Raw genomic sequence first — 26208 nt, forward strand, 5'->3', positions numbered from 1 at the left:
CTAATCCTTGAGGAGGATCTTTGCCGCCGCCTGCCGCTTCATACCCTGCCGCAGCCGTCTGCCCAGCGGTTTCTCCACCAGGTAGTGGATGGCCGCGGCCAGCAGCAGCATCGACACCACCGTCGCGGCCAGCGACTCGCGGGCGGTCAGGTCCAGCCGCTGCCGGAAGACCTGGAGCGCCAGGTACCCCAGGTGTTCGTGGACGAGGTAGAAGGGGTAGGTCAGCGCCCCGGCGAAGGTGAGCCAGCGCCAGTTCATCCACTCCAGCTTCCGGAGCGCGACCAGTCCGACCAGCACATAGCCGAGGGTGAGCCCGAGCATGATCACCACCGGTGTGCGGGTGAGGAACGGATGCGCGGCGTGCGGCTGGTAGATGATGTCGATCACGTACTTCTGGCCGAGCAGATAGCTCGCGATCAGGATGCTCCACAGGGTCAGGTCGCTGCCGAAGCGGTACATCAGATAGAGCGCGAGCCCCCCGATGAAGAACGGCGCGTGGTTGCGCACCATCACCATGTCGATCAGCGGGCTGCCCAGGTTCGCCGTCAGGGCCCCCGCCACCAGCCACAGGATGCAGAAGGTCACCACCCGCCGGTACGTCGCGCCCTTCCAGAGCACGAAGAGCGCGAACAGCAGGTAGAAGCGGGCCTCCACCCACAGCGTCCAGTCCACGCCCAGCACCCGGTGCACACCCATCGGCGACTGCAGCATCGTCAGGTTGACCAGCAGGTCACCGAAGGCCGGCCGCTTCTCCAGCACCGGCCACAGCGCCGTGGCGCCGGCGAGCAGCAGCAGCGCCACCCAGTACGCCGGATACAGCCGCGACACCCGGGAGCGGAAGAAGTCGCCCAGCGTCCGTCCCCAGCCGCTCATGCAGATCACGAAGCCGCTGATGACGAAGAAGATCTGCACCCCGAGATTGCCGTAGATCGCGGCCTGCGCGAGGTTGGGGAACAGCAGCCGCGGAGACTGGCCGAACGCGTGCGTGGGGAGCCCGCCGTGTCCCACGTAGTGGAAGAAGCACACCAGCAGCGCGGCCAGCAGCCGCATCCCGTCCAGCGCCCTCAGCCGCCCCCCGGCACCCTCGGCCCGCGCCGTGGGCGTCGTGCGCAGCGGCGCCGGTGTCGGAGTCGGCGCCGGAGTTGGAGTCGGAGTCGGTGTCGGAGGCGGCTCCCCGGCTCCGTCGGACGGTGTGGCGGTCGCGCTTCCCAGCGCCATGTGGAGCCCCCAAGGGTCGGACGCCACGGCTCTCGCGGCGCGCAGGAATGACCTGCCGAAGACACCAAAGGTTGCACAGAGAAAACGCACAGACTCGGAGCGTTAACCCCTGGAGAACAGCGAATGAACACCCGCCTCCGGGTCGACGACAAGTCCGGAACCCACAGGAATGCCCGAACGGGGCCGGGGTAGTGGGGCATCCGGGTGCGGTGCGCCCTTTTTTCGGCGGAGCCGCCAGACGAGGGAGTGCCCGGAACCGGACTCGAACCGGTACGCCCCCGAGGGGCAGCGAGGTTTAAGCTCGCCGTGTCTGCATTCCACCATCCGGGCAGGGCGGCACTTGAGCGCTGTACGAGCCTATCCGGGAAGGGAGGTGGAACAGGGGGTCATCGGGGTCATGTTGTCTGATTTTAAGGGTAACTGACGGAACATCAGGGGTGCTTCAGGGGCCGGAAACCTACAGGCCCGGGGGTGTCCGAGGGCCGGACAGCGCCCGCAGCATATGACGTGAAATCGCTTACCCCCCGGGGGGTGACTCGGGGACGACGTCATACCCAGGGAGTACGGCGGACCGGCCGTGTACCTCTGCGGCACACCATGAGAACACCATCACAGGCTGATCCCCCGAGCGGATCGCACCGGAAGGATGGGGGGAGTCCGAATCCTCACGTCCCCCGACAGGAGCACCTGCCGTGACCACCACCGCACCCGCCGACCTCGCCACCACGGCCGCCCGAGCGACTGATCTGAGCAAGGTCTACGGCGAGGGCGAGACCAAGGTCGTCGCGCTCGACTCGGTGTCCGTCGAGTTCCGCACCGCGCAGTTCACCGCGATCATGGGACCGTCGGGCTCCGGCAAGTCCACGCTGATGCACTGCATGGCGGGCCTGGACACCGTCTCCTCGGGATCGGCGACCATAGGCGGGACCGAGCTGTCCTCGCTGAAGGACAAGCAGCTGACGCAGCTGCGCCGGGACAAGATCGGCTTCATCTTCCAGGCGTTCAACCTGCTCCCCACGCTCAACGCGATAGAGAACATCACCCTCCCCATGGACATCGCGGGCCGCAAGCACGACAAGGAGTGGCTGGAGCGGATCGTGGAGACGGTCGGCCTGGCCGACCGTCTCAAGCACCGGCCGAGCCAGCTGTCCGGCGGCCAGCAGCAGCGGGTGGCGGTGGCCCGCGCACTGGCGAGCAAGCCCGAGATCATCTTCGCCGACGAGCCGACCGGCAACCTGGACTCCCGGTCCGGGGCCGAGATCCTCGGCTTCCTGCGCAACTCGGTTCGTGAGCTGGGCCAGACCGTCGTCATGGTGACGCACGACCCGGGCGCCGCGTCCTACGCCGACCGCGTGATCTTCCTCGCCGACGGCCGGATCGTCGACGAGCTGCAGGACCCGACGGCGGAGGGCGTCCTGGAGCGCATGAAGCGTTTCGACGCCAAGGTCCGCACCAGCTGAACCGGCGTCACCGCCCCGCGCCCCCGCCCCGTTTCTCCGCCCAGCCCCACCCAGGACGTCCACATGTTCCGTACCGCCCTGCGCAACGTGCTCGCGCACAAGGCCAGACTGCTGATGACCGTACTCGCCGTGATGCTCGGCGTGTCCTTCGTCTCCGGCACCCTGGTCTTCACCGACACCATCGGCGACGCCTTCAAGAAGAGCTCGGCCAAGAGCTACGAGAACGTCTCCGTGGCCATCACCCCCGACAGCGACTCGCCCTACCTGAGCGAAAAGCTGCTCACCGCCGTCCGCGGCCTCCCCGGGGCCGGGAGCGCCACCGGCGCCGTCTCCGGCTTCACCGCCGTCGCCGACAAGAAGGGCAAGCTGATCGGCGACGGCTGGTCCACCAACGGCGCCAACTACGCCGGGGCCGCCAAGTACCCCCTGGTCCACGGCCGGGCGCCGCGCACGGCCTCCGAGGTCGCCCTGGACACCAGGACGGCCGAGCGCGCCGGGTACGCGGTCGGCGACAACGTACGGATGTCGGTGGACGGCCCGGTGCTGAAGCAGAAGGTCACCGGGATCTTCACCACCGACGACGGCAACGTGGCGGCCGGCGGCAGCCTGGTGCTCTTCGACACCGCGACCGCGCAGAAGCTGTTCGCCAAGCCCGGTCGGTACAGCGAGATCGACGTCAAGGCGGCGGCGGGCACCGGCCAGGCCGCGCTCAAGGCGCGGATCGACACGCTGCTGCCGTCGTACGCCAAGGGCGCGGAGGCGGTCACCGGCAAGAAGCTCGCCGCTGACGAGGCCGAGCAGATCTCGTCCGGCCTGAGCGGCTTCAACAACACCCTGCTGGCCTTCGCGGGCATCGCGCTCTTCGTCGGCGTCTTCATCATCGCCAACACCTTCACCATGCTGGTCGCCCAGCGCACCAAGGAGCTGGCGCTGCTGCGCGCGGTCGGCGCGAGCCGCCGCCAGGTGACCCGTTCGGTGCTGATCGAGGCCCTGGTCGTGGGGCTGGTGGCCGGCGTCTCCGGCCTCCTGGTCGGCATCGGTATCGCCGCCGGCATGCGCACGCTGCTCGGCAGCACCGGCGCGACCCTGCCCGACGGCTCCCTCGTCCTGCAGTCCGGCACGGTGATCGCCGCGCTCGCCGTCGGTGTCGGGGTGACCATGCTCGCCGCCTGGCTGCCGGCCCGCCGCGCCGCCAGGATCCCCCCGGTCGCCGCCATGGGCAGCGTGCACGCTCCGCCCACCACCAAGGGCCTGGTCGTGCGCAACACCATCGGCGCGGTCGTCTCCGGCGCCGGTGCCGCCCTGGTGCTGGTCGCCACCGGCATGAAGGACGGCGGCAACGCGATCATGGGCGGCGGTGCGGGCCTGCTGCTCATCGGCGTCTTCATCCTCACGCCGCTGCTGTCCCGGCCCGTCATCGCCGCCGCCGGCCCGCTGCTGCGGCCCTTCGGCATCACCGGCAAGCTCGCCCGGCAGAACTCGGTGCGCAACCCGCGGCGCACGGCGGCCACCGCCTCCGCGCTGATGATCGGACTGACGCTGATCACCGGGCTCACCGTGGTCGCCACCTCCATGCAGTCCGCCATCGACAAGATGGCGACCGCCTCGCTCAAAGCCGACTACCAGATCGCCATGGCCAACGGCACCCTGCTCTCTCCCGACGTGGAGAAGAAGCTCAGCCGCATGGACCAGGTCACCGCCAGCAGCGGCCTGCGCGACTCCCGCTCCGAGCTGGGCACGGGCGGCAACACCGCCTACCTCACCGGCGTCGACACCGGCGCCATCGACAAGCTCATCGCGTTCGACTTCTCCAGCGGCTCGATCGGCGCACTCGGCGGCCGTACGGTCGTCATCGACACCGACACCGCCGAGCGGACGGGCTGGAGGACCGGCGACACCGTACCCGTCGTCTACGACGACGGGCAGAAGAGCACCCTGCGGATCGGCGGTGTCTACCAGGGCAACGAGCTGCTGGGCGGTGTCCTGGTGGACGAGGACACCCTCGCCCCGCACAGCGCCAGGGTCACCGACATGCAGGTCCTGGTGAAGACCGCCGGCGGCCCGAGCGCGGCGGCCAAGGACGCGATCGAGAAGGCGCTCGGCAGCAACCCGGCGATCAAGGTCCAGGACAAGGCCGGTATCTCCGAGGAGATCAGCTCCTTCATCGGCCTGCTGCTCAACATCCTCTACGGGCTCCTCGCCATGGCCGTCCTGGTCGCGGTGCTCGGGGTGATCAACACCCTGGCGATGTCCGTCTTCGAGCGCTCCCACGAGATCGGCATGCTGCGGGCCATCGGTCTGGACCGCCGCGCCGTCAAGCGGATGGTGCGGCTGGAGTCCCTGGTCATCTCCCTGTTCGGCGCGGTGCTGGGCATCGGGCTCGGCGTCTTCTTCGGCTGGGCCGCAGGCCGGCTCATCTCCGGCAGCATCGCCTCCTACACGCTGGTCCTTCCCTGGGGCCGTATCGCCGTGTTCCTGGCCCTGTCGGCCGCGGTGGGTGTCCTCGCCGCCCTGTGGCCCGCACGGCGGGCGGCGAGGCTCAACATGCTGGCCTCCATCAAGGCCGAATAGCGGTTCCGGTTCCGGTTCCCGGGCGGCGGGGCGACCCGGGCGTCCGGGCGTCCCGGCTCAGCCGAGCCAGGCCGCCCGGGTCGGCGGCAGGAACGCCTCGCCGTCCGCCGTCGTGCGGACGGCGAGGACCTGGTTGACGCCGATCCGGTTGCGCTCGAAGGAGAGCGCGGAGGCCGCCATGTACAGGCGCCAGACCCTGGCCCGGCCGCCCGAGGTGAGACGTACCGCCTCGGGCCAGCGGGCCTCCAGGTTGGCGACCCAGTGCCGCAGGGTGAGCGCGTAGTGCTCGCGCAGGGCCTCCACGTCCCGTACCTCGAAGCCGGCCTCCTCCAGGCGGGAGACGGTGGAACCGACGGGCGCCAGCTCCCCGTCGGGGAAGACGTAGCGGTCCATGAAGTCGTCGAGGCGGTACGTCTCCTCGTCGCCCGTGGGGCGGCGGGCGATCTGGTGGTTGAGCAGCCGCCCGCCGGGCCGCAGCAGGCCGTGCAGGACGGTCGCGTATTCGCGGTAGCGGTCGCGGCCGACATGTTCGGCCATGCCGATGGAGGAGATGGCGTCGTAGGGCCCGTCGGGCACGGCCCGGTAGTCCTGCACGCGGATCTCGACGCGGTCGGACAGCCCGGCCCCGGCGACCCGCTTACGGGCGTGCGCGGCCTGTTCGGTGGACAGGGTGATCCCGGTGGCGTGCACACCGTAGTGCTGCGCGGCGTGCAGGACCATCGAGCCCCAGCCGCAGCCGACGTCGAGCAGCCGCTGCCCCGGCCGCAGGCCCAGCTTGCGGCAGACGAGGTCCAGCTTGGCGGTCTGGGCGTCCTCCAGGGTGACGTCGGGGCTCTCCCAGAAGGCGCACGAGTAGACCATGGACGGGCCGAGCACCAGCTCGTAGAAGTCGTTGCCGACGTCGTAGTGGTGGCTGATGGCGGCGCGGTCGCGGTGCGGGCTGTGCAGGAGGCCGGTGCGGCGGCGCACCTCCTCCGGCGGGGGCGGCGGGGGCAGTCCGGGGCCGGCGAGGGCCAGCGCCTCGCGGCCGAGCCGGTAGGTCGCCGGGTCGCGCAGGAGATCGGTCAGCGACCGTGCGGGCCCGCTGTCGGAGCGCTCCCAGAACAGGCCGGTGAGCAGGTCGAGGGCCTCGTACAGATCCCCCTCGAGGTCGAGTTCGCCGGCCACCCAGGCCCGGGCCAGGCCCAGCTCGCCGGGCTTGTAGAGCACCCGCCGCAGGGCCCGGCGGTTGCGCACCACCAGCATGGGGGCGTCGGCCGGCCCAGCCTCGCTGCCGTCCCACGCGCGCACGCGCAGGGGCAGGGGCGTACCGAGGATCTGTTCGGCGAGTGCGGTCAGCCGTCCGGCCGCGTCGGTCATGTCGGGCACCTCCGTCGTGACAGGTTCACGGTTCCTCTCATCACGTAAACATGTGCACGTTACGGCGGTAATCCCCCTGACGCAGGAACGCCGAAGGGCGTCCGCACCACGGATGGCGGACGCCCTTCGGCTCAGGTCTGCGGTACTGCCGCGGGTCAGGCCTTGGCCTTCTCCCCGTCCTTGACGGCGGCCGGCGCCGGAGCGGTGGCCTGGGCCGGCACGGCCGGGCGGGCGGCCTCGTAGAACTCCTCGCGGGGGTGCTCGATGGCGCCCAGCGAGACGACCTCGCGCTTGAGGAACATCGCCAGCGTCCAGTCGGCCAGCACCCGGAACTTGCGGTTGAAGGTCGGGACCGCCATGCCGTGGTAGCCACGGTGGAAGTACCAGGCCAGGCGGCCCTTGAACTTCAGCTTGACCTTGCCGATGCGGATCAGCGCGACGCCCTTGTGCAGGCCCAGGCCCGCGACGGCGCCCTTGTTGCCGTGCTTGTACTCGGCCTGCGGGAAGCCGCGCATGCCGGAGATGACGTTGTCGCCGAGGACCTTGGCCTGGCGCAGCGCGTGCTGGGCGTTGGGCGGGCACCAGGCGCCGGGGCCGGAGGCGAGGTCGGGGACCTGGGCGTTGTCGCCGGCCGACCAGATGTAGTCGGTGCCCTGGACCTGGAGGGTCGGGGCGGTGTCGACATGGCCGCGCGGGCCGAGCGGGAGGCCGAACCTGGCCAGCGCCGGGTTGGGCTTGACGCCCGCGGTCCACACCAGCGTCGAGGCGTCGACCTCCAGGCCGTTGTCGAGCACGACGTGCTTGTCGACGCAGGACTTCATGGAGGTCTTGAGGTAGATCTCGATACCGCGCTCGCGCAGGTGCTCAAGGCCCCACGCGCCGAGCTCGGGGCCGACCTCGGGGAGGATCTTGTCGGCCACGTCGACGAGGATGAAACGCATGTCCTCGCGCTTGACGTTCGGGTAGTACTTCGCGGCGTCCCGCGCCATGTCCTCGATCTCGCCGATCGCCTCGGCGCCCGCGAAGCCGCCGCCGACGAAGACGAAGGTGAGGGCCTGGCGGCGGATCTCCTCGTCGGTCGTGGACTCGGCCTTGTCGAGCTGCTCAAGGACGTGGTTGCGCAGGCCGATGGCCTCCTCGACACCCTTGAGACCGATGCCGTTCTCGGCGAGGCCGGGGATCGGGAAGGTCCGGGAGACCGCGCCGAGCGCCACGACCAGGTAGTCGAAGGGCAGCTCGTAGGAGTCGCCCACGAGCGGCTCGACCACGGCGACCTTGCGGTCCTGGTCGATGGTGGTGACCCGGCCGGTGAGGACCTCCGCCTTGGGGAGCACGCGGCGAAGCGGCACCACGACGTGGCGGGGGGAGATGTTGCCGGCGGCGGCTTCCGGCAGGAAGGGCTGGTACGTCATGTACGAACGCGGGTCGACGACCGTGACGGTCGCCTCCGCGTAGCGCATCTTCTTCAGGATGCGTCGGGCCGCGTACAGGCCGACGTACCCACCGCCTACTACGAGGATCCTGGGACGCTCCGTGGTGCTCATGGCTTCGAGTATTCACCACACCCCGGGGGGTAGCTCGTGAGCCCCTTCACAAGCTAACCGCACCCTTCTGCTACACTGCCCCGCTTCGTGACCAGGGCCACAGTGCTCATGGGGAACCCGGTGCGGGGCGCGGGCGTTGAGCAACCCCTGTGAAGTGCGGAAATCCCGGCCTGGGTGGCCTCTGCGGCCGGTCGCGCAATACGGCCGAAACACGCACCCGCAAAGGGTTTTGGGGGCGCCCGGAGCCTGCGGCCTTCGAAAACCGGGCCACAGGACCGGAACTTCATGTGAAGAGTTTCACAAACAATCTCGGGCGCCGGATCAGGCGACGCTCCAGGCGATGCCGTCGAGGATGTCGTGCTCGCTGACCACCACTTCCTCCGCCCCGATCCGCTCCATGATCTCCAGCAGGACCAGCGCCCCCGCGCCGATGACGTCAACCCGGCCGGGATGGATCACCGGGACCTCGGCGCGCTGCGCGTGCGTGGTGGTGAGCAGCTCCCCGGCGATCTCCCGGACCCGGGCCACCGGGATACGGGAGTGATGGGTCGCCGTCGAGTCGTACTCCGGCAGGCCCAGCGCGATCGCGGCCACCGTGGTGACCGAGCCGGCCAGGCCGACCAGCGTGCCGGCCCGGGTGAGGGGCACCGCCTCGGCGGCCAGGTCGAGCGCGGCCTCGATGTCGGTCTTCATCGCGGTGATCGCGCCCAGCGTCGGCGGGTCGACGACCTTGCCGGTGTCCTTGCGGACCAGGTGCCGCTCGGTCAGCCGTACGCAGCCGATGTCGACCGAGCGGGCCGCGTCGACACCGCGGTCGCCGACCACGAACTCCGTCGAGCCGCCGCCGATGTCCACCACCAGGAACGGCCTGGCCAGGTCGGAGCGGCCGGCCAGCTCCTTGGTGGCCCCGACGAAGGAGAACTCCGCCTCCTGGGCACCCGTGATCACCTCGGGCTCCACACCCAGGATGTCCACCACCCCGCGTACGAAGTCCTCGCGGTTCGAGGCGTCCCGGGAGGCCGAGGTCGCCACGAAGCGCAGCCGCTGCGCGCCCAGCTTCTCGATCACCGCCGCGTACTCGCGGCAGGCGTCGAAGGTCCGCTCCAGCGCCTCGGGGGCCAGCCGGCCGGTGCGGTCCACGTCCTGGCCGAGCCGGACGATGGTCATCCGGCGGTCCAGGTCCTCGATCACGCCGGTCGCGAGGTCGGCGTCGGCCACCAGGAGCCGGATGGAGTTCGTACCGCAGTCGATGGCCGCGACCCGGGTCATTCGGCGTCTCCTTCAGCAGCGGCCGCGACGGCCGTCCCGGCCGTCCCGGCCGGCGGGCCGCACGGCGTCACACACGGGCCCTTGCGCCACCATTCCGGCAGCATCGCGATCGCCTCGTCGCCCAGCGGGTTCACACCCGGTCCGGCCGCCAGCGAGTGGCCGACCAGCACATGCAGGCACTTCACCCGGTCCGGCATCCCGCCGGCGCTGGGGAAGCCCTCCAGGACCTCGATGGCGTCGCGCCGCGCGATGTAGTCCTCGTGCGCGGCGCGGTAGGCGGCGGCCAGCTCCGGGTCCTCGGCGAGACGGGCCGTCATCTCCTTCATGACGCCGTCCGCCTCCAGCGTGCCGATCGCGGAGGCCGCACGCGGGCAGGTCAGGTAGTAGAGGGTCGGGAACGGCGTCCCGTCCTCCAGCCGCGGCTGGGTCTCCACGACGTCCGGATTGCCGCACGGGCACCGGTGGGCGATGGCCCGCAGGCCGCGCGGCGGGCGGCCCAACTGCTCCTTGAACGCGGCGATGTCCGTCTCGGTGGGCGGAGTGCGCGGGGTGACGGCGGGGGGCGTATCCATGCGGAGTGTCTTCTCGTACCGTTCGTCGGTCGTCGGTCGTCGGGAGGTCGGTGGTCGGTCAGTGACGGGCGGCCGCGGAGGCGTCGGCGTGGTCCACGCCGTCCCAGAGGTTGGCGTACCAGGCGCGGCGGGCGGCCGCCCCGCTCGCTTCGTGGCGGTCCGCCTCGTCCGCGCTGCGCTGCGCCGTGGAGCCCGGCTGGACCACGGTGAAGCCCGTCTCGCCGGGCATCACGTAGTTCAGGCGCTGCCGTGCCTGGCTCCTGACGTACGCCGGGTCCTGCCAGCGGGCCTTCTCCTCCCGCAGCTCCTTCACCCGGCGCTCCGTCTCCTGCGCCTGGCGGCGCTGGTCGGCGATGGCGCTGCGCTGGGCGATGTACTGCCGCATCGGGTACGCGAGCGCCACGACGAGCGCGCACACGACCAGCGCCAGTACGGCGGCCCGGCCCGTGAGGCGGTTACGGCGCGGTGCGACGGGGCCCCGGCCCGCGGCGCGGTACACCCTCGCCTGCGCCTGGGCGCCCAGCGCGCGGATCCGCGTCGCGGTGGAGAAGCGGTCCGGCACGTGCACCTCCGGTGAGGGTTCGCGTTGGGTCGGCGGCTGCGCCTGCCGGTCACCCTACGCGGCCGGGGGCCGCACACACCGGCACGCCGGTACGCCGGCTGCGGTTTCGTACCCGGCCCCCGGCCGGGAGCCGGGCTGTGGCCGGGTTGTGGCCGGGTTGTGGCCGGGCCACAACCCGGCGGGGCCGGAGATCAGCCCTTGAAGCGCGGGAACGCCGAGCGGCCCGCGTACACCGCGGCGTCGTCGAGGATCTCCTCGATGCGCAGCAGCTGGTTGTACTTGGCGACGCGCTCGGAGCGGGCCGGGGCGCCGGTCTTGATCTGGCCGCAGTTGGTGGCGACGGCCAGGTCGGCGATGGTGACGTCCTCGGTCTCACCGGAGCGGTGGGACATCATGCACTTGTAGCCGCTGCGCTGCGCGAGCTCGACGGCGTCGAGGGTCTCGGTGAGGGAGCCGATCTGGTTGACCTTCACCAGGAGCGCGTTGGCGGTGTTGTTGTCGATGCCCTTCTGCAGGCGCTCGGGGTTGGTGACGAACAGGTCGTCGCCGACGATCTGGACCTTGTCGCCGAGCTGGTCGGTGAGGGTCTTCCAGCCGTCCCAGTCGTCCTCGAACAGCGGGTCCTCGATGGAGACCAGCGGGTACGCGGCCACGAGCTCGGCGTAGTACGCGGTGAGTTCGGCGGCGGACAGCGCCTTGCCCTCGAACGAGTAGCTGCCGTCCTTGTAGAACTCGGAGGCGGCGACGTCGAGCGCCAGCGCGATGTCCTGGCCCGGGGTGTAACCGGCCTTCTTGATGGCCTCGACGATGAGGTCGAGAGCGGCGCGGTTGGAGTCGAGGTTGGGCGCGAAGCCGCCCTCGTCACCCAGACCGGTGGACAGGCCGCGCTCCTTCAGGACCGCCTTGAGGGTGTGGTAGACCTCGGCACCCCAGCGCAGGGCCTCGGAGAAGGACTCCGCGCCGATGGGCGCGATCATGAACTCCTGGATGTCCACGTTGGAGTCGGCGTGCGAGCCGCCGTTGAGGATGTTCATCATCGGGACCGGCAGCACGTGGGCGTTCGGGCCGCCCAGGTACCTGAACAGCGGCAGGTCCGAGGCCTCGGAGGCGGCGTGCGCGACGGCGAGCGACACGCCGAGGATGGCGTTGGCGCCGAGCGATGACTTGTCGGGGGTGGCGTCCAGGTCGAACATCGCCTGGTCGATCAGGCGCTGCTCGGTGGCGTCGTAGCCGACCAGCTCGGGGCCGATCTGCTCGATGACGGCGAGGACGGCCTTCTCCACGCCCTTGCCGAGGTAACGGCTCTTGTCGCCGTCCCGGAGTTCGAGGGCCTCGAAGGCGCCGGTGGAGGCACCGGACGGAACGGCGGCACGACCGGTGCTGCCGTCGTCGAGGCCGACCTCGACCTCGACGGTGGGGTTGCCTCGCGAGTCGAGGATTTCCCGGGCTACGACGACGTCGATGGACGGCACGTGAGTCTCCTTCTGGATGTCTCTATCTTTTTCGTGCTGAGCCTAACCGACCCGAAAAGCCCCGGCCGGGCACGCTTGGGGGAGAAGCGTGCCCGGCCGGGGAGCCGTGGGGGGTGGCGTCGCGGTGGACGCCCCCGGTCAGAGGTGCTTGCCGCAGATCGGCCAGGCGCCCTTGCCCTGGCTGGCCAGGACCTTCTCGGCGACGGCCATCTGCTGGCCCGAGGTCGCCAGGTCGGCGCGGGCGGCGTACTTGGTGCCGCCGTAAGCGGCCCAGGTCGAATTGGTGAACTGCAGGCCGCCGTAGAAGCCGTTGCCGGAGTTGATGTGCCAGTTTCCGGTGGACTCGCACATGGCGACCTTGGTCCACGCGGTGGCCGGAGCGGCGGAGGCGGAGGAGGCGGTCATCATCGGAACCGCGATCGCACCGGTGGCGACGGCACCGAGAGCGGCGAGACGGATCGACTTCGAGACACGACGGATCATGATCTGGGTTCCTCACCGGCGCCTGCGAGGTCAGCTGTCGGGTTCGGGCCGAGTGAGTGCCCGGCGCGGCGCGACGTGCGCGCAGCGCTTAACCCCGAGCCGCACGGAGCGGCGGACGACGGGCGTCCGGATCCGTACGGCGGCGAACCTGTGGGTCCCCCGCTCCTGCCTTCGGCGCTTTCGCGTCGACTGTTCCCGTCGGTCGGCGGCAGGACTCGGCGTTCCTGACCGGCGGGGCCCGCGGCGGCGAGCGATGTCGACCGTAAGCAAAGGCCGGGGGTGAGGACAATCCCCCCAAGATCGCCCATCGTTCGCTTTTTCACCCACCAGGAATGCGTGTCATTCCTGGTGGGAGCGGGTGAATCGGACAAGGAGGGACACCGCGGGCACAGACCTCCGGGAGAGGCTTGTCACAGGTGCTACTCCAGGTTCAGATACTCCCCGGGGTGGATCACACTCGGATCGTCACCGATCGCGCTCTTGTTGGCCTCGTACAGCGCGCGCCATCCGCCCGCCACGTCCTCCTCGGCCGCGATCCCGCAGAGCGAGTCGCCGTCACGTACGAGGTAGCGCCGGGCGGCCTCGGTGGTGGCGCCCTCGGTGGCGGCGGACTTCGTGCGGGCGACGACCTTGACGCTGTTGCGGGACAGCTCGCCCCAGGCGGCCAGGCCCGTGGGGCCGGTGGTCTCGGGCCGGGCGTGCCGGCCCTGGTTCCGGGAGGTGGCCGAGCCGGCCCGGGTGGCGGACGGATCGGGGCTCGTCGAGGACGCCGAGCCGGATGTCCCGTCGCTGTCGCCGGTGTCCGAGGCGTCGGCGGAGTCGCTGCCGGAATCGGTGTCGGAGCCCGTGCCACCGGAGTCCGTGCCGGAGGTGGTGGAGTCGTCGGTGGCGTCATCGGACGGCGTGGCGGTCGTGTCGCCCGTCGTGTCGTCCGTCGCGTCGTCGGTGGGGTCGGCGGAGGCCGAGGAGTCGTCACCGGTGACGGCGTCGGTCAGACCCGAGAGGTCGGCGCAGGTCGGCCACGCCTCGGGGCCGAGGGCGTCGAGGATCTCGTCGGCGACGGATATCTGCTCGTTCTGGCTGGCGAGGTCGGGGCGCTTGGCGTAGTCCTGGCCGCCGTACTGGTCCCAGGTCTCCTGGGTGATCTGCAGCCCGCCGTAGAACCCGTTGCCGGTGTTGGAGCTCCACAGGCCGCCGCTCTCGCAGACGGCGACCGCGTTCCAGGTCGAGTCGGAGACGGAGGTGTCGGCGGCCTGGGCTCCGCTCGCGGCGAAGAGCGGGAGCGCCATTCCGGCTCCGGTCGCCGCGACCACCACCACAGCGGTGGGTGCCTGGCGCGGTTTGCGGTGTCGGCCGTTCCCGGACTTCAGCATGCGATCGCCTTTCCTTTTCAAAGACTGCGACGACCGCAGAACGTAGCGGCGTTGGCCATGGCATCACAAGTCGATGTATCGGAGATCACGCCAAGATCACGACGGTGACGGAGCGTCAACTCCCTTATCCCTCCTGCTCAGGGCTCGACTACCGCTCCGGCGTGAAATTCACCGGTAGAGTTCGCAGTCCGCGCATGATCAGGCCACCCCGCCAGCGCAGCTCAGAGGGCTCGACGGCGAGATCGAGATCGGGCAGCCGGGTCAGCAGGGTGGCCAGTGCGCTCTGCGCCTCCAGGCGCGCCAACGGGGCGCCCAGGCAGTAGTGGATGCCGTGTCCGTAACCGAGGTGCTGGTTGTCGCGGCGGGTCAGATCGAGGGTGTCCGGGCTGTCGAAACGGGCCGGATCCCGGTCGGCGGCGGCCAGCACGACCAGCACCGGATCGCCGGCGGCGATCACCCGGCCGCCGATCGTCAGCGGCTCGGTCGCGAAGCGCCAGGTGGCCAGCTCCACCGGCCCGTCGTAGCGCAGCAGTTCCTCGACACCGGTGGCCAGCAGCTCCGTGTCGCCGTGGGCCAGGGCCTGTTGCAGCCGCGCGCGCTGCGCGGGGTGGCGCAGCAGTGTGTGCATGCCGTTGCCGATGAGGTTGACCGTTGTCTCGAATCCGGCGAAGAGGAGGATGAAGGCCATGGCCGCCGCCTCGTTCTCGGTGAGGTGCTCGCCGTGGTCGCTCGCCCTGATCAGGCCGGAGATCAGGTCGTCGTCGCCTCCCTGCCCCAGGCCCTCGCGTTTGCGGTGGATCAGCTCCAGCAGGTACCCCCGCATCTTCTTCACCGCCCGGCCGACGCCGCCGCGCGGGCCGCCGCCGTGGCGGATCATGAGTCCGGCCCAGTCGCGGAAGTCGTCCTGGTCCTCGGCCGGGACGCCCAGCAGGTCACAGATCGCGTAGATCGGCAGCGGGAAGGCGAAGTCATGGATGAGGTCCGCCTCGCCCGCGCCCGAGAAGCCGTCGATCAGGCGGTCGGTGAGCTGCTGCACGCGCGGCGCGAACTCCGCCACCCGGCGCGGGGTGAACGCCTTGGAGACCAGCCGGCGCAGCCGGGTGTGGTCCGGAGGGTCGATGTTCAGCAGATGCGTCATCAGGTCGGCGCTGCGCTCGCCGGGAATGCCGACCCGGCCCTTGGCGTGCGCGCGCTCGCTGTGGTGCACCGGGTTCTTGCTCAGCCGGGCGTCGGCCAGCGCCTGCCGCGCGTCCGCGTACCGGGTGACCAGCCAGGCGTCGACCCCGCTGGGCAGGGTGGTGCGGTGCACGGGCGAGTGCTCGCGCAGCCAGCCGTACGCCGGGTAGGGGTCGGTCGCGAACTCCCAGCTGAACAGGGTCGGGGCGGGGCCGGGGCCGGAAGTCGGGCCGGGGGTCGGCGACGGGGTCGGGGCGGAGGCCTCAGGCACGGGGACGGTCACGGTACGACGCTAGCGCGTCCCTGCTGAGGCGGTCCGCGAGCCTGGTCGTCTCCGGCAGCCGGTAGGCCGCCGCCATCGCCAGGACGTGACGGCAAGCCGTGTCCAGGTCGATCCGGTGCCCCGTCGACACATAGACCGGCTTCACGCCGTCCTGGGTGCGCAGGGCCCGGCCGAGCCGCTCGGTACCGCTCATGAGGTCGGCGTACGAGCCGCGCTCACGTCCCGGCGAGCCGTCCCCGTACGTCCCCGTGAACGGGGTCTTGGCCACCCCCGCCGTCGCGATCCCTGTGATGACGCCCAGGTGGCAGGCGAGCCCGAAGCGGCGCGGGTGCGCCAGCCCCTGACCGTCGCAGAGCAGCAGGTCGGGGGCGGTACGGAGGCGGCGCAGCGCCTCGATCAGCACCGGCAGCTCACGGAAGGCGAAGAGCCCCGGGACGTACGGAAAGGTGGCCCGGCCCACCGCGGTCGCCCGCTCGACCGGGGCGAGGGTCTGCGCGTCGACGACCACCACCGCGGCCGCGAGCTCGTCGTCCGCTCCCCCGCTGCCGCCGTAGGCCACGTCCAGGCCCGCTATCAGACGCGGCCGCTGCGGCCCCGGGCCGGCATGGTCGGCAAGGGGCCGCAGCTCGTTCTGGAGGGCCACCGCTTCGGCCTCGTCCCGCGGCCAGGCGTGGGGTACGTCGATACGCATGGGGCGAGGCTACGGGCCGGGCGTGGTCCGTCCTCGAACCAGGTCCTGTCCGGCCCGGCCTAGGGGTGGCGGGCCGAGTGGGAGCCCCAGTTCCCGAAGCCCTTCATCGAGTGCGGCAGGCGGCGCGCACCGTTGGGCTCGGGTTCCCACTCGTCGACCTCCCGTGGCTCGGTGAGCGGGTGCCGCTCGCCGTCCTGATGGCCCGGTCCGTGGTCGGCGGGCACCTCGCCCCGCTCATGCTCCTCACGCTTCTGCCAGGCCCCCGCACGGGGCTGGGGCTCCTGCTGCGGCGGCGGCTCCTTGGAACGGGCCCACAGGCCCAGCGACACGGCGCCGATCAGGACGCCGACCAGGAGGACGCCCACCACCAGTGGCACGATCCCGACGAGGTAGTCGTGCGGGATGGCCAGCTGCACCTGTTCCACTGCACTCATACTCATGTCCCATTTGTACCCCTTTCGGGGCCAGGGCAACATATTCGTGCCGGATCAGCCCGCGGCCTCCGCCGAGCGGATCGCCTCGCGGTAGCGCCGGGCCGCCGCGCGCAGCGCGGATTCGGGGTCGACGCCGGCCGCCTGCGCGGCGGCGGCGAGTGCGAGCAGCCGCTCCCCGAACTCGTCCCCCGCGGGCACCGCGACGTCGAGCCCGGCCGCCCGGGCCCGTCCGGCGAGCTTGGCGGCGAGCGCCAGCGCCGGCTGGCCGAGCGGAATCCCCTCGGTGACGGACTCCCGCTGCTTCTCCACGGCCTTCGTGCGCTGCCAGTGCGCCTGGACCTCCTCAGGGGTCTCGGCGGTCTCGTCGCCGAACACATGCGGATGCCGGTGGATGAGCTTGTCGACGATCGTCCCGGCGACGTCGTCGATGGAGAACGGTTCCTCCTCGTCGTCCTGCGCGATCCGCGCATGGAAGATCACCTGCAGCAGCACGTCGCCCAGCTCCTCGCGCAGGGCCTCGCGGTCGTCCTCCTCGATCGCCTCGACGAGTTCGTAGACCTCCTCGACCCCGTACTTGGCCAGCTCGGCGCTGGTCTGCTCGCTGCTCCACGGGCACTCGCGACGGATCCGGTCCATCACCTGCACCAGGTCCAGCAGCCGCGCCCCCGGCAGGTCGTACGAACCGGGCAGCAGCTCCAGATCGGGCATCGCGACCCGCCCCGAGCCGCCCAGCCGGGCCAGTTCGTCGGTGACGGCCCGATCGCCCTCGCCGCCGGCGACATAGACGACAGTGCGGCCGCCGGCCGTCAGCTCGACCAGCTCACGGCCGCCGGGCGCGACCACCTCGACGGCCACGCCCGCCTCGCGCAGATACGGCAGCAGCGGGTGGCCGCCGTCGGGGCAGACCACCTGGTCCGCGCCGCGCAGGGCCTCCCAGGCCGGCCAGGAGAGCAGGCCGGGCGCCACCCGGTGCGTCGTGGTGAGCAGCAGGAGGCGCCCGGGGGCCCGGGGGGCTTCGTTCGTCGGGTTCTCGTCCACCCGACGAAACTACCTCCCTACGCGGTCGTCGAAGTCGTCGCGGTGACCTGGCTGAGCCAGGGGTCCTTGGCGGTGTCGAGGGTCAGCTTCTTCGAGTTCCACGTCCCGTAGCGCGGGTTGACGTCGATGCCCAGCTCGTCGGAGGTCCGGCGGAGCACCTTGACCAGTTCCGCCTGGCCGGCCGCGGTCTGCACATCGGCGCCGTAGTGCCGGGCGACCTTCTGCATGGTCAGGTCGGTGCGGATGCTCTCGTCGATGTCGGCGGGCACCATCGCGTAGGTCTGCAGCACCTGCGACTCCAGGTTCGTCCTGCCGCCGGCCTGCTTCTCCGCCGCCGCCCTGGCCTGCTGTACCTCGCGCCGCGTCACGGACACCCCGGCGTCCTCGGCCGCCCGGTCGATGACCCTGGCCTGCACCAGGCTGTGCACGGTGTTGCGGCTGAGGTCGCTGCTCGCCTCGATCAGCTGTGCGGCCTGCGGTGACTTCTCCTGCGCGGCCCGTACCGCGTCGACCCTCGCCTGCACCGCCGATACCGTGATCCGCTGGCCCCCGACCACCGCGGCCGCCCCCGGGTGCGGTGTCCCGCACGAGGTCAGCAGGGGTGTCGCGGCGAGCATGGCAGCGGCGGTGAAGGAGAGCGCAGTCCTGCGGCGGAGCATTTTGCCTCCCGGCAAGGGATCGAGCGACGGTGCACGACCTGGCGATGATCGAGGATATTGACTCGCGCACCGTGAGACCAGCACTCGTTACAAACGAGACCGCGCCTCTCAGGTGTCGCAGGCGACTCCGTCGCCGTCCCGGTCGAGCGAACGCGAGTACCCGGGGTCGCCCTTGCGCAGCGGCGCCGCGCCCGCCTTGCGTACGGCGTCGCAGTTGGCGTAGCGCGTGCCCGTCGCCGCGGACGACGTCTCCACGTCGGGCGTCCCGGAGGCCACCGGCTTGCCGGAGTCCGGGAGCTTCTCGCCGGGGCAGGTGTTGAGCACCTTCACCATCGCCGTCTTCTCGGCGCCGGTCACCCACACCCCGTACTTCTTCTTCACCGCCGCCTGCCGGGCCACGTACGCGCACCGGAAGCTCTTGTTCGACGGCAGCCAGGTCGCGGCATCCGCGTCACCCTTGACGCGGTTCGAGGAGTAGTCGACGGCCAGCAGATTCAGCGGGTCGTTGGCGAGCTGCTCGCGCTTGTCCTCCGACCACTTCTGCGCCCCCTTCTGCCAGGCGTCGGACAGCGCGACGACATGGTCGATGTCGACGGTGCTCTTGCCGCGCGTGAAGTGGATCGTCCTACCCGTGTAGGGATCGTCCAGGGTGCCTGAGGCGATGACGCAGTCGCCGCCCTGGTCCGAGCGGAACGACTCGGCGGTCATGTCGCGCTTGAGTATGTCGTCGCGCGTGTCACAGGAGTTGTGGTCCGTGTCCACCCACGACTTCCCGAACTCGGCCCGGGAATAACCGGTCTTCGGCGCCCGGCCCTTCACCGTCAGGTCGTTGACCGCCTCCATCGCGCTGCCCTTGGGCGCGGCATTGCTGCCCGTGCCCGTCTCGTCCGTCGTCCCCTTGCAGCCCGCGACGCCGGCCACCCCGACCAGCGCCGCGACCGCCAGCACCGTACCCGCCCTTGATATGCCCACGAACGGCACTTTACGGCCTCGGGCCGCACCCGAGGAGACGGCGTGTCAACCGAGCTTGTTCTGCTGCGCCCTGACGACGGCGGCGGGGAAGGCGAAGTCCTTGCCGGAGACGAGCGAGGCCAGGTTCAGCGCGGTGAAGTAACCCACCGTCGCGCCCTGACGGATCACCACGAGCTTCATCGGCCCCTGGGACGCCTCCTGGACGGCTGTGACGGTGAACGCCACCGCCTCGTCGGCCCCCTTGGGCGCCGACGTCCCGGCGACCTTGGTGATCTTCTGCTTCTCGCCGCCCGCCGTCCCCGAGAAGCCGCCCGCGCAGGCGTCGCCCGCGTCGGTGAGGGACTTCAGGACTTTCCGGGCGGTGCTCCCGTCCGCGTACGAGGCCAGCGACAGCAGCGTCGTCGTCACGTCGAACGCCGAGGTCAGGTCGGTCTCGGAGGTGCCCGTGGGCTTGGTCGCCCTGCTGGTCACCTGCCGCACCTCGGTCGCCGACGGCTTCCCCAGCGGAACCCCCGCCAGCGCGTGCGCCAGCGGCACGCACTCCGTCTGTGCCGTGCTCACATCGGAGGCGGCGACGAGATCTCCCTTGCCCGGGGTGCTGACGGTGAACCCGTCGACATCCGCGGTGACGAGCGCGGCCTTCTTCAACTCCGCCGCCGTCAGGGGTTGCGCCGCCGGCCCGGAGGACTGCGACCCCGCCGCGCCCGACTGCTTCGCCTGGTCCGCCTTGCCGTCGGCTCCCCCGTCCGACCCGTCGCACCCGGCGACCAGCGCCAGGGACAACGCCGAGGCCGCTACAAGATATCGGCGCACACCTGTGTTCTTCATACGTTCAGTCTCCCGTTCGGCCGGCGCGGAACCAGTCATCCAACACCACTTCCGTCAGCCGGCGGGGCGGCGGAGCCGCTCTACCAGGGCGAGGAAGAGGAAGAAGTTGGGGATGTCCTTGACCGCCTTGGTCGACCAGGAGCGGGACTTGCCGCCCTTGCGCAGGAAGAGGGCGCCGTTCTTGATCTGGACCTGCTCGATCTCGGTCCAGCCCGCCGAGCCGGACCTGGGCGTCGCGATGCCGCCCCGGCTGACGGACAGGTCGCCGAAGCGCAGGGTCTCGCCCTGGTCCAGGCGGGCGAGCAGGCCGGGCAGCTGGAAGCCGGTGATCTCCTGCTGGATGAAGGGGCCCCAGCGCTCGGGCTCGGCGTAGAACTGGGTGAGCTTGCGTACGGTGCCGTCCTTGGCGTGCAGGGTGTACGCGTAGGTGGTGCCGACGTAGACGCCGTTGGCGTAGCGCTCGGTGATCTCCTGGAGGGCCATCATCGAGTCCCAGCGGAAGGCCGCGGGGGTGCCGTCGGCGGCGACCTCGACGAGGCCGTACTCGAAGAAGTGGAGGCGGCGGGCGGCCTGGGTGCGGGAGAGGTTGGGCGTCCGGGAGGCGAGCCAGAGGAAGTACAGCCCCGGGAGGACGAGGGCGACCAGGCCGAACACCCCGAAGAACAGCAGGCCGCCGAGGCGCAGGGCCCCGAGGCGCTGGGGGTGGATGGTGAAGCGGTGGGCGCCCAGGTCCTCGGCGGCGGCCAGCGCCGTGAGTTCGGGCGCCAGGGGTTCGCCGGGGACGGGTGAGGCTTCGACTGCCATGGTGGGTTTCTTCTTCGCCGTTCGCTGTGTCCGGGCTGTGCGCCCCTGAGCCTGTGAGCCCTTGAGCTTAGATCAGCTGCCGAGCTTGTCGAGGTCCACGGTGTCCTTGGCCGCGGGGGCCTTGGCGGCGACGGGCTCGTTGTAGCCGGAGAGGGTCACGGTGCCGGGCTCCTTGCCGCCCTTGGTGACGAGCTTGAGGATGTACGGCTTGCCCTTGGTGGCGACGTAGATGGTGTAGTGCTCGGCGCCTTCGCTCTCGGTCAGGGTGATGGCGGGGGTGCCGTCGACCGTGGTGACGGCGCCCTTCTTGGCGGCGGTGTCGTCACCCTCGAAGCCGGCGAGGACTTCGGCCAGGCTGCAGGAGCTGACGAGGTCCTTGGCGTCGGCGCCGGTGGCCTTGGTCTTCATCCACCTGCCGCCGATGAGCGACTTGGCGGCCGCGCCGTCCTTGCCCTGGGACTTCCAGTAGGCGTCGTCGAACTTGAGGTAGGCGGTGTCGCCGGCCTTGAGCAGCTGGATGCCGCCGTCGGGGGTCCGGAAACGGCCGGTGCAGTCGCCCTTCTTGTCCAGGGACATACGGAAGGTCATGTCGTCGCCGTCGACCTTGCCGTCGAGGTCCATGGTGAGGGAACTCGCGGACTTGGTGGCCTTGAGCGCCTTGTTGGCGATCTGGGGGCCGGTGAGGTCCGCGGTGGTCTTCTTCCCGGGCTCGGTGGAGTCGGCGGACAGGGTGCCGCAGGCGGCCAGGCCGACGGCGGCGGCGGTGGCGGCGAGCGCCAGAACGGCGCGCTTGGCGTACGGGGTGGCGTTCGCGTTCATGGGATTTCCTCTCGGCGATGCCGGTGGCGTGGTGTTCTCACTGCCGCCGCCGGCGCCCGAAGGCACCGGCGGCGTGGATCGCTCCGGGGCGCACAGACCCCCCTCGGGCTTCGTAGTGCGCCGTGAAGCGATGGATCAATCACAGCATGAGCTGTGAACCGAGTCAACACGGTTCACAAGATTGAGTGAGTTCACGCCGTGAAGCGATGTCTCGCGTATTTCGTCGGTATGATCAGGCACACAGCGAAGGGAGCCGCCAGGTGCAGGAGAACGCAGCAGAGGTGACCGCCGCCGGGATCGCGCGGCTCGCCGGGGTGGGCCGCGCCGCCGTCAGTAACTGGCGGCGCCGGCATGCGGACTTCCCCCGGCCGGTCGGCGGTACCGACAGCAGCCCGACGTTCCCGCTCGCCGAGGTGGAGAGCTGGCTGCGCGATCAGGGCAAGCTCGCCGAGGTCCCGTTGCGGGAGCGCGTCTGGCAGCAGGTGGAGAGCCATCCGGCGGGCGCGCTCACCGCGCTGCGACAGGCCGGGGTTCTCCTGCTCCTCGTGAGGGCCCGCCCGGAGGACTGGCGGGATCTGAGCGGCCGCGCCCTCACCGGGGCGCTGGAGGACCTGTGCGTGCTGCGCTTCGAGGGGCAGTTCCGGATCGGGCGGCCGGTCGACACGGAGCTGCTGCCGGCGGTGGCCGATCTGGGCCAGGAGCTCGGGCTGCGGCAGGCCTACGAATTCCTGCTGGGCCGGTATCTGGACGCCAACCCCAGGCAGTACACGCTCACTCCGCCCGATCTGGCCGACCTGATGGCCGCGCTGGCCGGCCCGGCCCGCACCGTGTTCGACCCCGCGTGCGGCACGGGGACGCTGCTGCGGGCGGCCGAGGCACCCGAGCACGTCGCCGGGCAGGACGCCGACCCCGACCTGGCCGCACTGGCCGCCCTGCGGCTCGCGCTGTACGCCCATCCGGCCACCGACGAGCTGCGGGTGCGGGCCGGTGACAGCCTGCGCGCCGACGCCTTCCCGGACCTCGCGGCGGATGCCGTGCTGTGCCATCCGCCGTTCAACGAACGCAACTGGGGCCATGACGAACTGGCCTACGACGCGCGCTGGGAGTACGGCTTCCCGGCCCGTACCGAATCGGAACTGGCCTGGGTGCAGCACGCCCTGGCCCGGGTACGGGAGGGGGGCACCGTCGTCCTGCTGATGCCGCCCGCCGCCGCGTCCCGCCGGTCGGGGCGGCGGATCAGGGCCGACCTGCTGCGCCGGGGCGCGCTGCGCGCGGTGATCGCGCTGCCGGCCGGCACCGCGCCCCCGTACGGCATCCCGCTGCACCTGTGGGTGCTGCGCAGACCGGCCGACGGGGCGGGCGGCCGGGCACCGTCCCCGCACCTGCTGCTGGTGAACACCGCCGAACTGGCCGTCCCCGGTGGTGAGAAGCTGCCCTGGCAGAGCGTACGGAGCACGGTCCTGGACGCCTGGCGCTCCTTCGACCGGCACGGCACCACCGAGGAACGCCCCGGGATCCGGCGGGCCCTGAAAGTCATCGACCTGCTCGACGACGACGTGGACCTGGCCCCGGCCCGTCATCTTCCGCCGCCCGTGGCCCCGGGCGGCCCGGGCGGACTCGCGGGGGTGCGCGACCGGCTGGCGGCGACCCTGCGCCGTACGTCCGAGCTGGCCCCCGCCCCGGCCGTGCCCGGCGAACCGGCCCGCTGGCCGGCCACCACGGTGGGCGAACTGGCCCGCGCCGGAGCCCTGTTGCTGCGGGCCGGCGGCCCCGGCACCGCCCCCGGCGAGGCATCCGGGCCCGCGGTGCTCACCGAGCACGACGTGCTGGCCGGGTCGGCGCCCTCCGGATCGCTGCCCGAAGGGCCGGGGCCGACGGAGGAGCCGGTGCTGCTGGAGCAGGGGGACGTGGTCGTCCCCGTCCTGGGGCGCGGCTCGGTGGCCCGGGTGGTCGACGCGGCGACGGCGGGCGCGGCGCTGGGCCGCAGCCTGTATCTGCTGCGCCCCGACCCGGCCGCCCTGGACCCGTGGTTCCTCGCCGGTTTCCTGCGCGGCACCGCCAACAACCGTCAGGCCAGCAGCTACGCCTCGACCTCCACCCGGCTCGACGTACGACGGCTCCAGCTGCCCCGGCTGCCGCTGGCCGACCAGCGGCGCTACGGTGAGCGCTTCCGTACGCTGGCCGCCTTCGAGGAGACTCTGCGGCTGGCCGGGCAGTTGGGCGAACAGCTGGTGCAGGGGCTCTACGACGGGCTGACGGACGGGACCGTACGGCCCGAGCCGTAAGCGCCGCAGTTCGGTAACGCCGGGTCGGTTGTCGGCCGTGACGGATAGTCTTCGGCTGTCACCCGGACTTATGTTTTGCCCAGGGAGCAAGTGATGAACGGCCCCGGCACCGCACCGCCGCCGTACCCCCGCCCGCCGGGCGACGGGTCCGTGATCCCGCTGCGCGTGCTCTTCGTCGCGCTGGGCTATCTGGGCTTCACCTTCCTCAACTTCGTCCTGCTGCTGCGGATCGCGCTGCTGCGCCGGCGGCCGCTGGACTGGGCGGTGTTCGGGGTCGTCGGGTTCGTGCTGCCGGGCGTCTTCCTCAGCATGGTCAGCGACAGCGAGGACATCACCGGTCCCGTCGACGCGACGGGCACCTTCGGCTTCTTCTTCCTGTGGCTCTGCACGCCCGTGTACTTCCTGATCATGGACATCCAGCACCGCCGGGTGGTGCCGCCGCCCTACGCCACCCCGTATCCGTACCTCCCCGCGCAACCGCCGGTCCAGCCCCAGCCCCAGCCCCAGCCGTACGACTACAACCCGTACCGCGGCAGCCAGGCCCCGGCGCCCACGCCGGCCCCGACCCCCGCCCCCGCCCCGGCCCCGGCCCCGGCCCCGGCCCCCGCGCACACGCCCGTTCCGCCGCCGCCGCGCATCAGCCAGGTGCGGGCCGAACTGGACGAGCTCAGTGACCTGCTGCGCAAGCAGGAGGACGGTCAGTGAACGGACGGATCGTCGCCGGCCGTTACGAGCTGGCCACGGTCATCGGCCAGGGCGGCATGGGCCAGGTCTGGACCGCGTACGACCGCCGGCTCGACCGCCGGGTCGCCGTCAAGCTGCTGCGCCCCGACAAGGTCGCCGGCTCGGAGGACGCCTCGGAGCTGCGCAGCCGCTTCGAGCGCGAGTGCCGGGTGACGGCCCAGGTCGACCACCCGGGCCTGGTCACCGTCCATGACGCGGGCAGCGACGCCGACGAGCTGTACCTCGTCATGCAGTACGTGGAGGGCGCCGACCTCGCCGACCATCTCGCCGAGCACGATCCGTACCCCTGGCCGTGGGCGGTCGCCGTCGCCGCGCAGTTGTGCGCGGTGCTGTCGGCCGTGCACGCGGTGCCGATCATCCACCGGGACCTCAAGCCCCGCAATGTGATGGTCCGGCCGGACGGCAGCGTCACCGTCCTGGACCTCGGGGTCGCCTCGGTGCTGGACACCGACACGACCCGGCTCACCCACACCGGCACCCCCATCGGCACGCCCGCGTACATGGCGCCCGAGCAGGCCATGGGCGGTGCCGTGGGCCCCCGTACGGACCTGTACGCGCTCGGTGTGCTGCTGCACGAACTGGTCAGCGGCAACGTCCCCTTCGCGGGCTCCACGGCGCTGGGCGTCCTGCACCGGCATCTGTACGAGGCCCCGGTGCCGCTGCGGCAGGTGCGGCCGGAGGTGCCCGAGCCGCTGGAGACTCTGGTGCTGCAACTGCTGGCCAAGGACCCCCAGCACCGGCTGCCCGACGCCCAGGAGACCTACCGCAGGCTCGCCTCCCTGCTTCCGGTGCCCGGCCCGCACCAGCGCCCGAGCGGGCCGATGGACCCCAGCCGACCCTTTCTGCGCCCGCACGCCCCCTGGCCCGACCACCCGGTCGCGCCGCGCAGCGACGCCCCGGCGCCGACCCCGGTCCCGACGAGCGGCGGCGGCGCCCCCGGTATCGCCGAGGCCGTCGACGAGGTCAAGCGGCTGCTCGACGCCGGCCGCATCACCCAGGCCGTCGACATCCTCGGCGGTGTGCTGCCGGCGGCCGAGGCCAGGCACGGCGAACGCTCCCCCGTCGTGCGCATGCTGCGCAAGCAGTACGCCGCCACGCTCATGGAGGACGGCCAGTACCGCCGCGCGCTGCCCGAGCTGCGGCGCCTCGCCGACGAGCACGCCGCCGAGTCCGGCCCCGCCGGCCGCGCGTCCCTGCAGTACCGCTACGAGGCCGCCCAGTGCCTGGAGCAGCTCGGGGAGGCCGCGCTCGCCCTCACCGAATACCGCACCCTGCTGCCCTACTTCGAGCAGTACCGGGCCACCGATCCCGTCCTGCCCCTCGAAGTGCGGCGCCGGATCGGCCATCTGCTGCTGTCGGTCGGTGACCGCGCCGCCGCGCACGACGTCCTGTCCCGGCTGGTGTACGACGCCGACCGCGTCCACGGCCCGCACCACCCCTTCTCGGCCGAGGTGCGCCGCACCCTCGCCTGGCTGGGCCAGGTCCGCCGCTGACCGCCGCCGCTGCCGCTGGCCGCCGCTGTCAGATACCGCTGTCAGATACCGCTGACAGCTGCCGCCGAGCCCCCGGACGGGATGCTCACAGTCGGGCTT

General features: G+C 71.4%; 22 protein-coding genes, 1 tRNA gene, 1 pseudogene and 1 riboswitch. Of the genes and pseudogenes, 5 read left to right on the plus strand and 19 right to left on the minus strand.

Annotated features, from left to right (window positions below):
- Together RWE79_RS15815 and RWE79_RS15820 are read right to left on the minus strand one after the other, a co-directional pair.
- Positions 1-1218 (minus strand): acyltransferase family protein, encoded by a 1218-nt coding sequence (locus tag RWE79_RS15815; RefSeq protein WP_475940712.1) that lies wholly within the window; start codon positions 1216-1218, stop codon positions 1-3.
- Between the two features lie 247 nt (positions 1219-1465).
- Positions 1466-1548, minus strand: a tRNA-Leu gene (locus RWE79_RS15820).
- A 362-nt stretch (positions 1549-1910) separates the two neighbouring features.
- On the opposite strand from RWE79_RS15820, the gene RWE79_RS15825 reads away from it, so the two are divergent.
- Together RWE79_RS15825 and RWE79_RS15830 are read left to right on the plus strand one after the other, a co-directional pair.
- Complete coding sequence (locus RWE79_RS15825; protein WP_475940713.1) at positions 1911-2678, plus strand: ABC transporter ATP-binding protein; 768 nt, start codon at positions 1911-1913, stop codon at positions 2676-2678.
- 63 nt (positions 2679-2741) lie between these two features.
- On the plus strand, positions 2742-5249 hold the full coding sequence (locus RWE79_RS15830; protein ID WP_475940714.1) for an ABC transporter permease: 2508 nt from the start codon (positions 2742-2744) through the stop codon (positions 5247-5249).
- Between the two features lie 57 nt (positions 5250-5306).
- On the opposite strand, the gene RWE79_RS15835 is transcribed toward RWE79_RS15830, so the two are convergent.
- The 17 genes and pseudogenes from RWE79_RS15835 to RWE79_RS15915 form a co-directional block, all read right to left on the minus strand.
- Entirely contained in the window at positions 5307-6608 is a 1302-nt protein-coding gene (locus tag RWE79_RS15835) for a class I SAM-dependent methyltransferase (RefSeq protein ID WP_475940715.1), read from the minus strand.
- 155 nt (positions 6609-6763) lie between these two features.
- Entirely contained in the window at positions 6764-8152 is a 1389-nt protein-coding gene (locus RWE79_RS15840; RefSeq protein WP_475940716.1) for an NAD(P)/FAD-dependent oxidoreductase, read from the minus strand.
- A gap of 321 nt (positions 8153-8473) precedes the next feature.
- Positions 8474-9421, minus strand: coding sequence for a Ppx/GppA phosphatase family protein (locus RWE79_RS15845; RefSeq protein ID WP_475940717.1), 948 nt, complete (start codon positions 9419-9421; stop codon positions 8474-8476).
- On the minus strand, positions 9418-9993 hold the full coding sequence (locus tag RWE79_RS15850) for a DUF501 domain-containing protein (protein ID WP_475940718.1): 576 nt from the start codon (positions 9991-9993) through the stop codon (positions 9418-9420). Before RWE79_RS15850 ends, RWE79_RS15845 begins: the two co-directional genes overlap by 4 nt.
- A 58-nt stretch (positions 9994-10051) precedes the next feature.
- On the minus strand, positions 10052-10555 hold the full coding sequence (locus RWE79_RS15855) for an FtsB family cell division protein (RefSeq protein ID WP_475940719.1): 504 nt from the start codon (positions 10553-10555) through the stop codon (positions 10052-10054).
- A 191-nt stretch (positions 10556-10746) separates the two neighbouring features.
- Positions 10747-12027 (minus strand): phosphopyruvate hydratase, encoded by a 1281-nt coding sequence (gene eno / locus RWE79_RS15860; RefSeq protein ID WP_475940720.1) that lies wholly within the window; start codon positions 12025-12027, stop codon positions 10747-10749.
- A gap of 141 nt (positions 12028-12168) precedes the next feature.
- Positions 12169-12510 (minus strand): annotated as a pseudogene (locus RWE79_RS15865) (transglycosylase family protein); the annotation flags it as partial.
- 4 nt (positions 12511-12514) lie between these two features.
- Positions 12515-12697, minus strand: a riboswitch (cyclic di-AMP (ydaO/yuaA leader).
- 232 nt (positions 12698-12929) lie between these two features.
- Positions 12930-13883: a transglycosylase family protein gene (locus tag RWE79_RS15870; protein WP_475940721.1), complete on the minus strand. Its 954-nt coding sequence runs from the start codon at positions 13881-13883 to the stop codon at positions 12930-12932.
- A 148-nt stretch (positions 13884-14031) separates the two neighbouring features.
- Complete coding sequence (locus RWE79_RS15875; RefSeq protein ID WP_475945846.1) at positions 14032-15330, minus strand: cytochrome P450 family protein; 1299 nt, start codon at positions 15328-15330, stop codon at positions 14032-14034.
- Positions 15323-16033, minus strand: a complete 711-nt coding sequence (locus tag RWE79_RS15880) for an endonuclease V (RefSeq protein WP_475940722.1) — start codon at positions 16031-16033, stop codon at positions 15323-15325. Before RWE79_RS15880 ends, RWE79_RS15875 begins: the two co-directional genes overlap by 8 nt.
- A 59-nt stretch (positions 16034-16092) precedes the next feature.
- Entirely contained in the window at positions 16093-16473 is a 381-nt protein-coding gene (locus tag RWE79_RS15885) for a DUF6479 family protein (RefSeq protein ID WP_475940723.1), read from the minus strand.
- 48 nt (positions 16474-16521) lie between these two features.
- The gene (locus tag RWE79_RS15890; protein WP_475940724.1) at positions 16522-17505 is read right to left on the minus strand and encodes a nucleoside triphosphate pyrophosphohydrolase; all 984 of its coding nucleotides are present in this window, start codon (positions 17503-17505) and stop codon (positions 16522-16524) included.
- Positions 17506-17522: 17 nt separating this feature from the next.
- On the minus strand, positions 17523-18164 hold the full coding sequence (locus RWE79_RS15895; protein WP_475940725.1) for a SurA N-terminal domain-containing protein: 642 nt from the start codon (positions 18162-18164) through the stop codon (positions 17523-17525).
- Positions 18165-18272: 108 nt separating this feature from the next.
- Complete coding sequence (locus RWE79_RS15900; protein WP_475940726.1) at positions 18273-19136, minus strand: GmrSD restriction endonuclease domain-containing protein; 864 nt, start codon at positions 19134-19136, stop codon at positions 18273-18275.
- 45 nt (positions 19137-19181) lie between these two features.
- Positions 19182-19964 (minus strand): hypothetical protein, encoded by a 783-nt coding sequence (locus RWE79_RS15905; RefSeq protein WP_475940727.1) that lies wholly within the window; start codon positions 19962-19964, stop codon positions 19182-19184.
- Between the two features lie 54 nt (positions 19965-20018).
- On the minus strand, positions 20019-20768 hold the full coding sequence (locus RWE79_RS15910; RefSeq protein ID WP_475940728.1) for a DUF6585 family protein: 750 nt from the start codon (positions 20766-20768) through the stop codon (positions 20019-20021).
- Between the two features lie 72 nt (positions 20769-20840).
- Entirely contained in the window at positions 20841-21587 is a 747-nt protein-coding gene (locus RWE79_RS15915; protein ID WP_475940729.1) for a hypothetical protein, read from the minus strand.
- A 260-nt stretch (positions 21588-21847) separates the two neighbouring features.
- Between RWE79_RS15915 and RWE79_RS15920 the strand changes: the two genes are divergently transcribed.
- The 3 genes from RWE79_RS15920 (at position 21848) to RWE79_RS15930 (ending at position 26109) form a co-directional block, all read left to right on the plus strand.
- Positions 21848-23872 carry an N-6 DNA methylase gene (locus tag RWE79_RS15920; RefSeq protein WP_475940730.1) on the plus strand — a complete coding sequence of 675 codons (2025 nt, stop codon included), beginning with the start codon at positions 21848-21850 and terminating at the stop codon, positions 23870-23872.
- Positions 23873-23965: 93 nt separating this feature from the next.
- Entirely contained in the window at positions 23966-24577 is a 612-nt protein-coding gene (locus tag RWE79_RS15925) for a hypothetical protein (protein ID WP_475940731.1), read from the plus strand.
- Positions 24578-24633: 56 nt separating this feature from the next.
- Positions 24634-26109, plus strand: coding sequence for a protein kinase domain-containing protein (locus RWE79_RS15930; RefSeq protein WP_475945848.1), 1476 nt, complete (start codon positions 24634-24636; stop codon positions 26107-26109).
- Positions 26110-26208 lie beyond the last annotated feature (99 nt).

Source organism: Streptomyces sp. RLA131, from assembly GCF_056270125.1.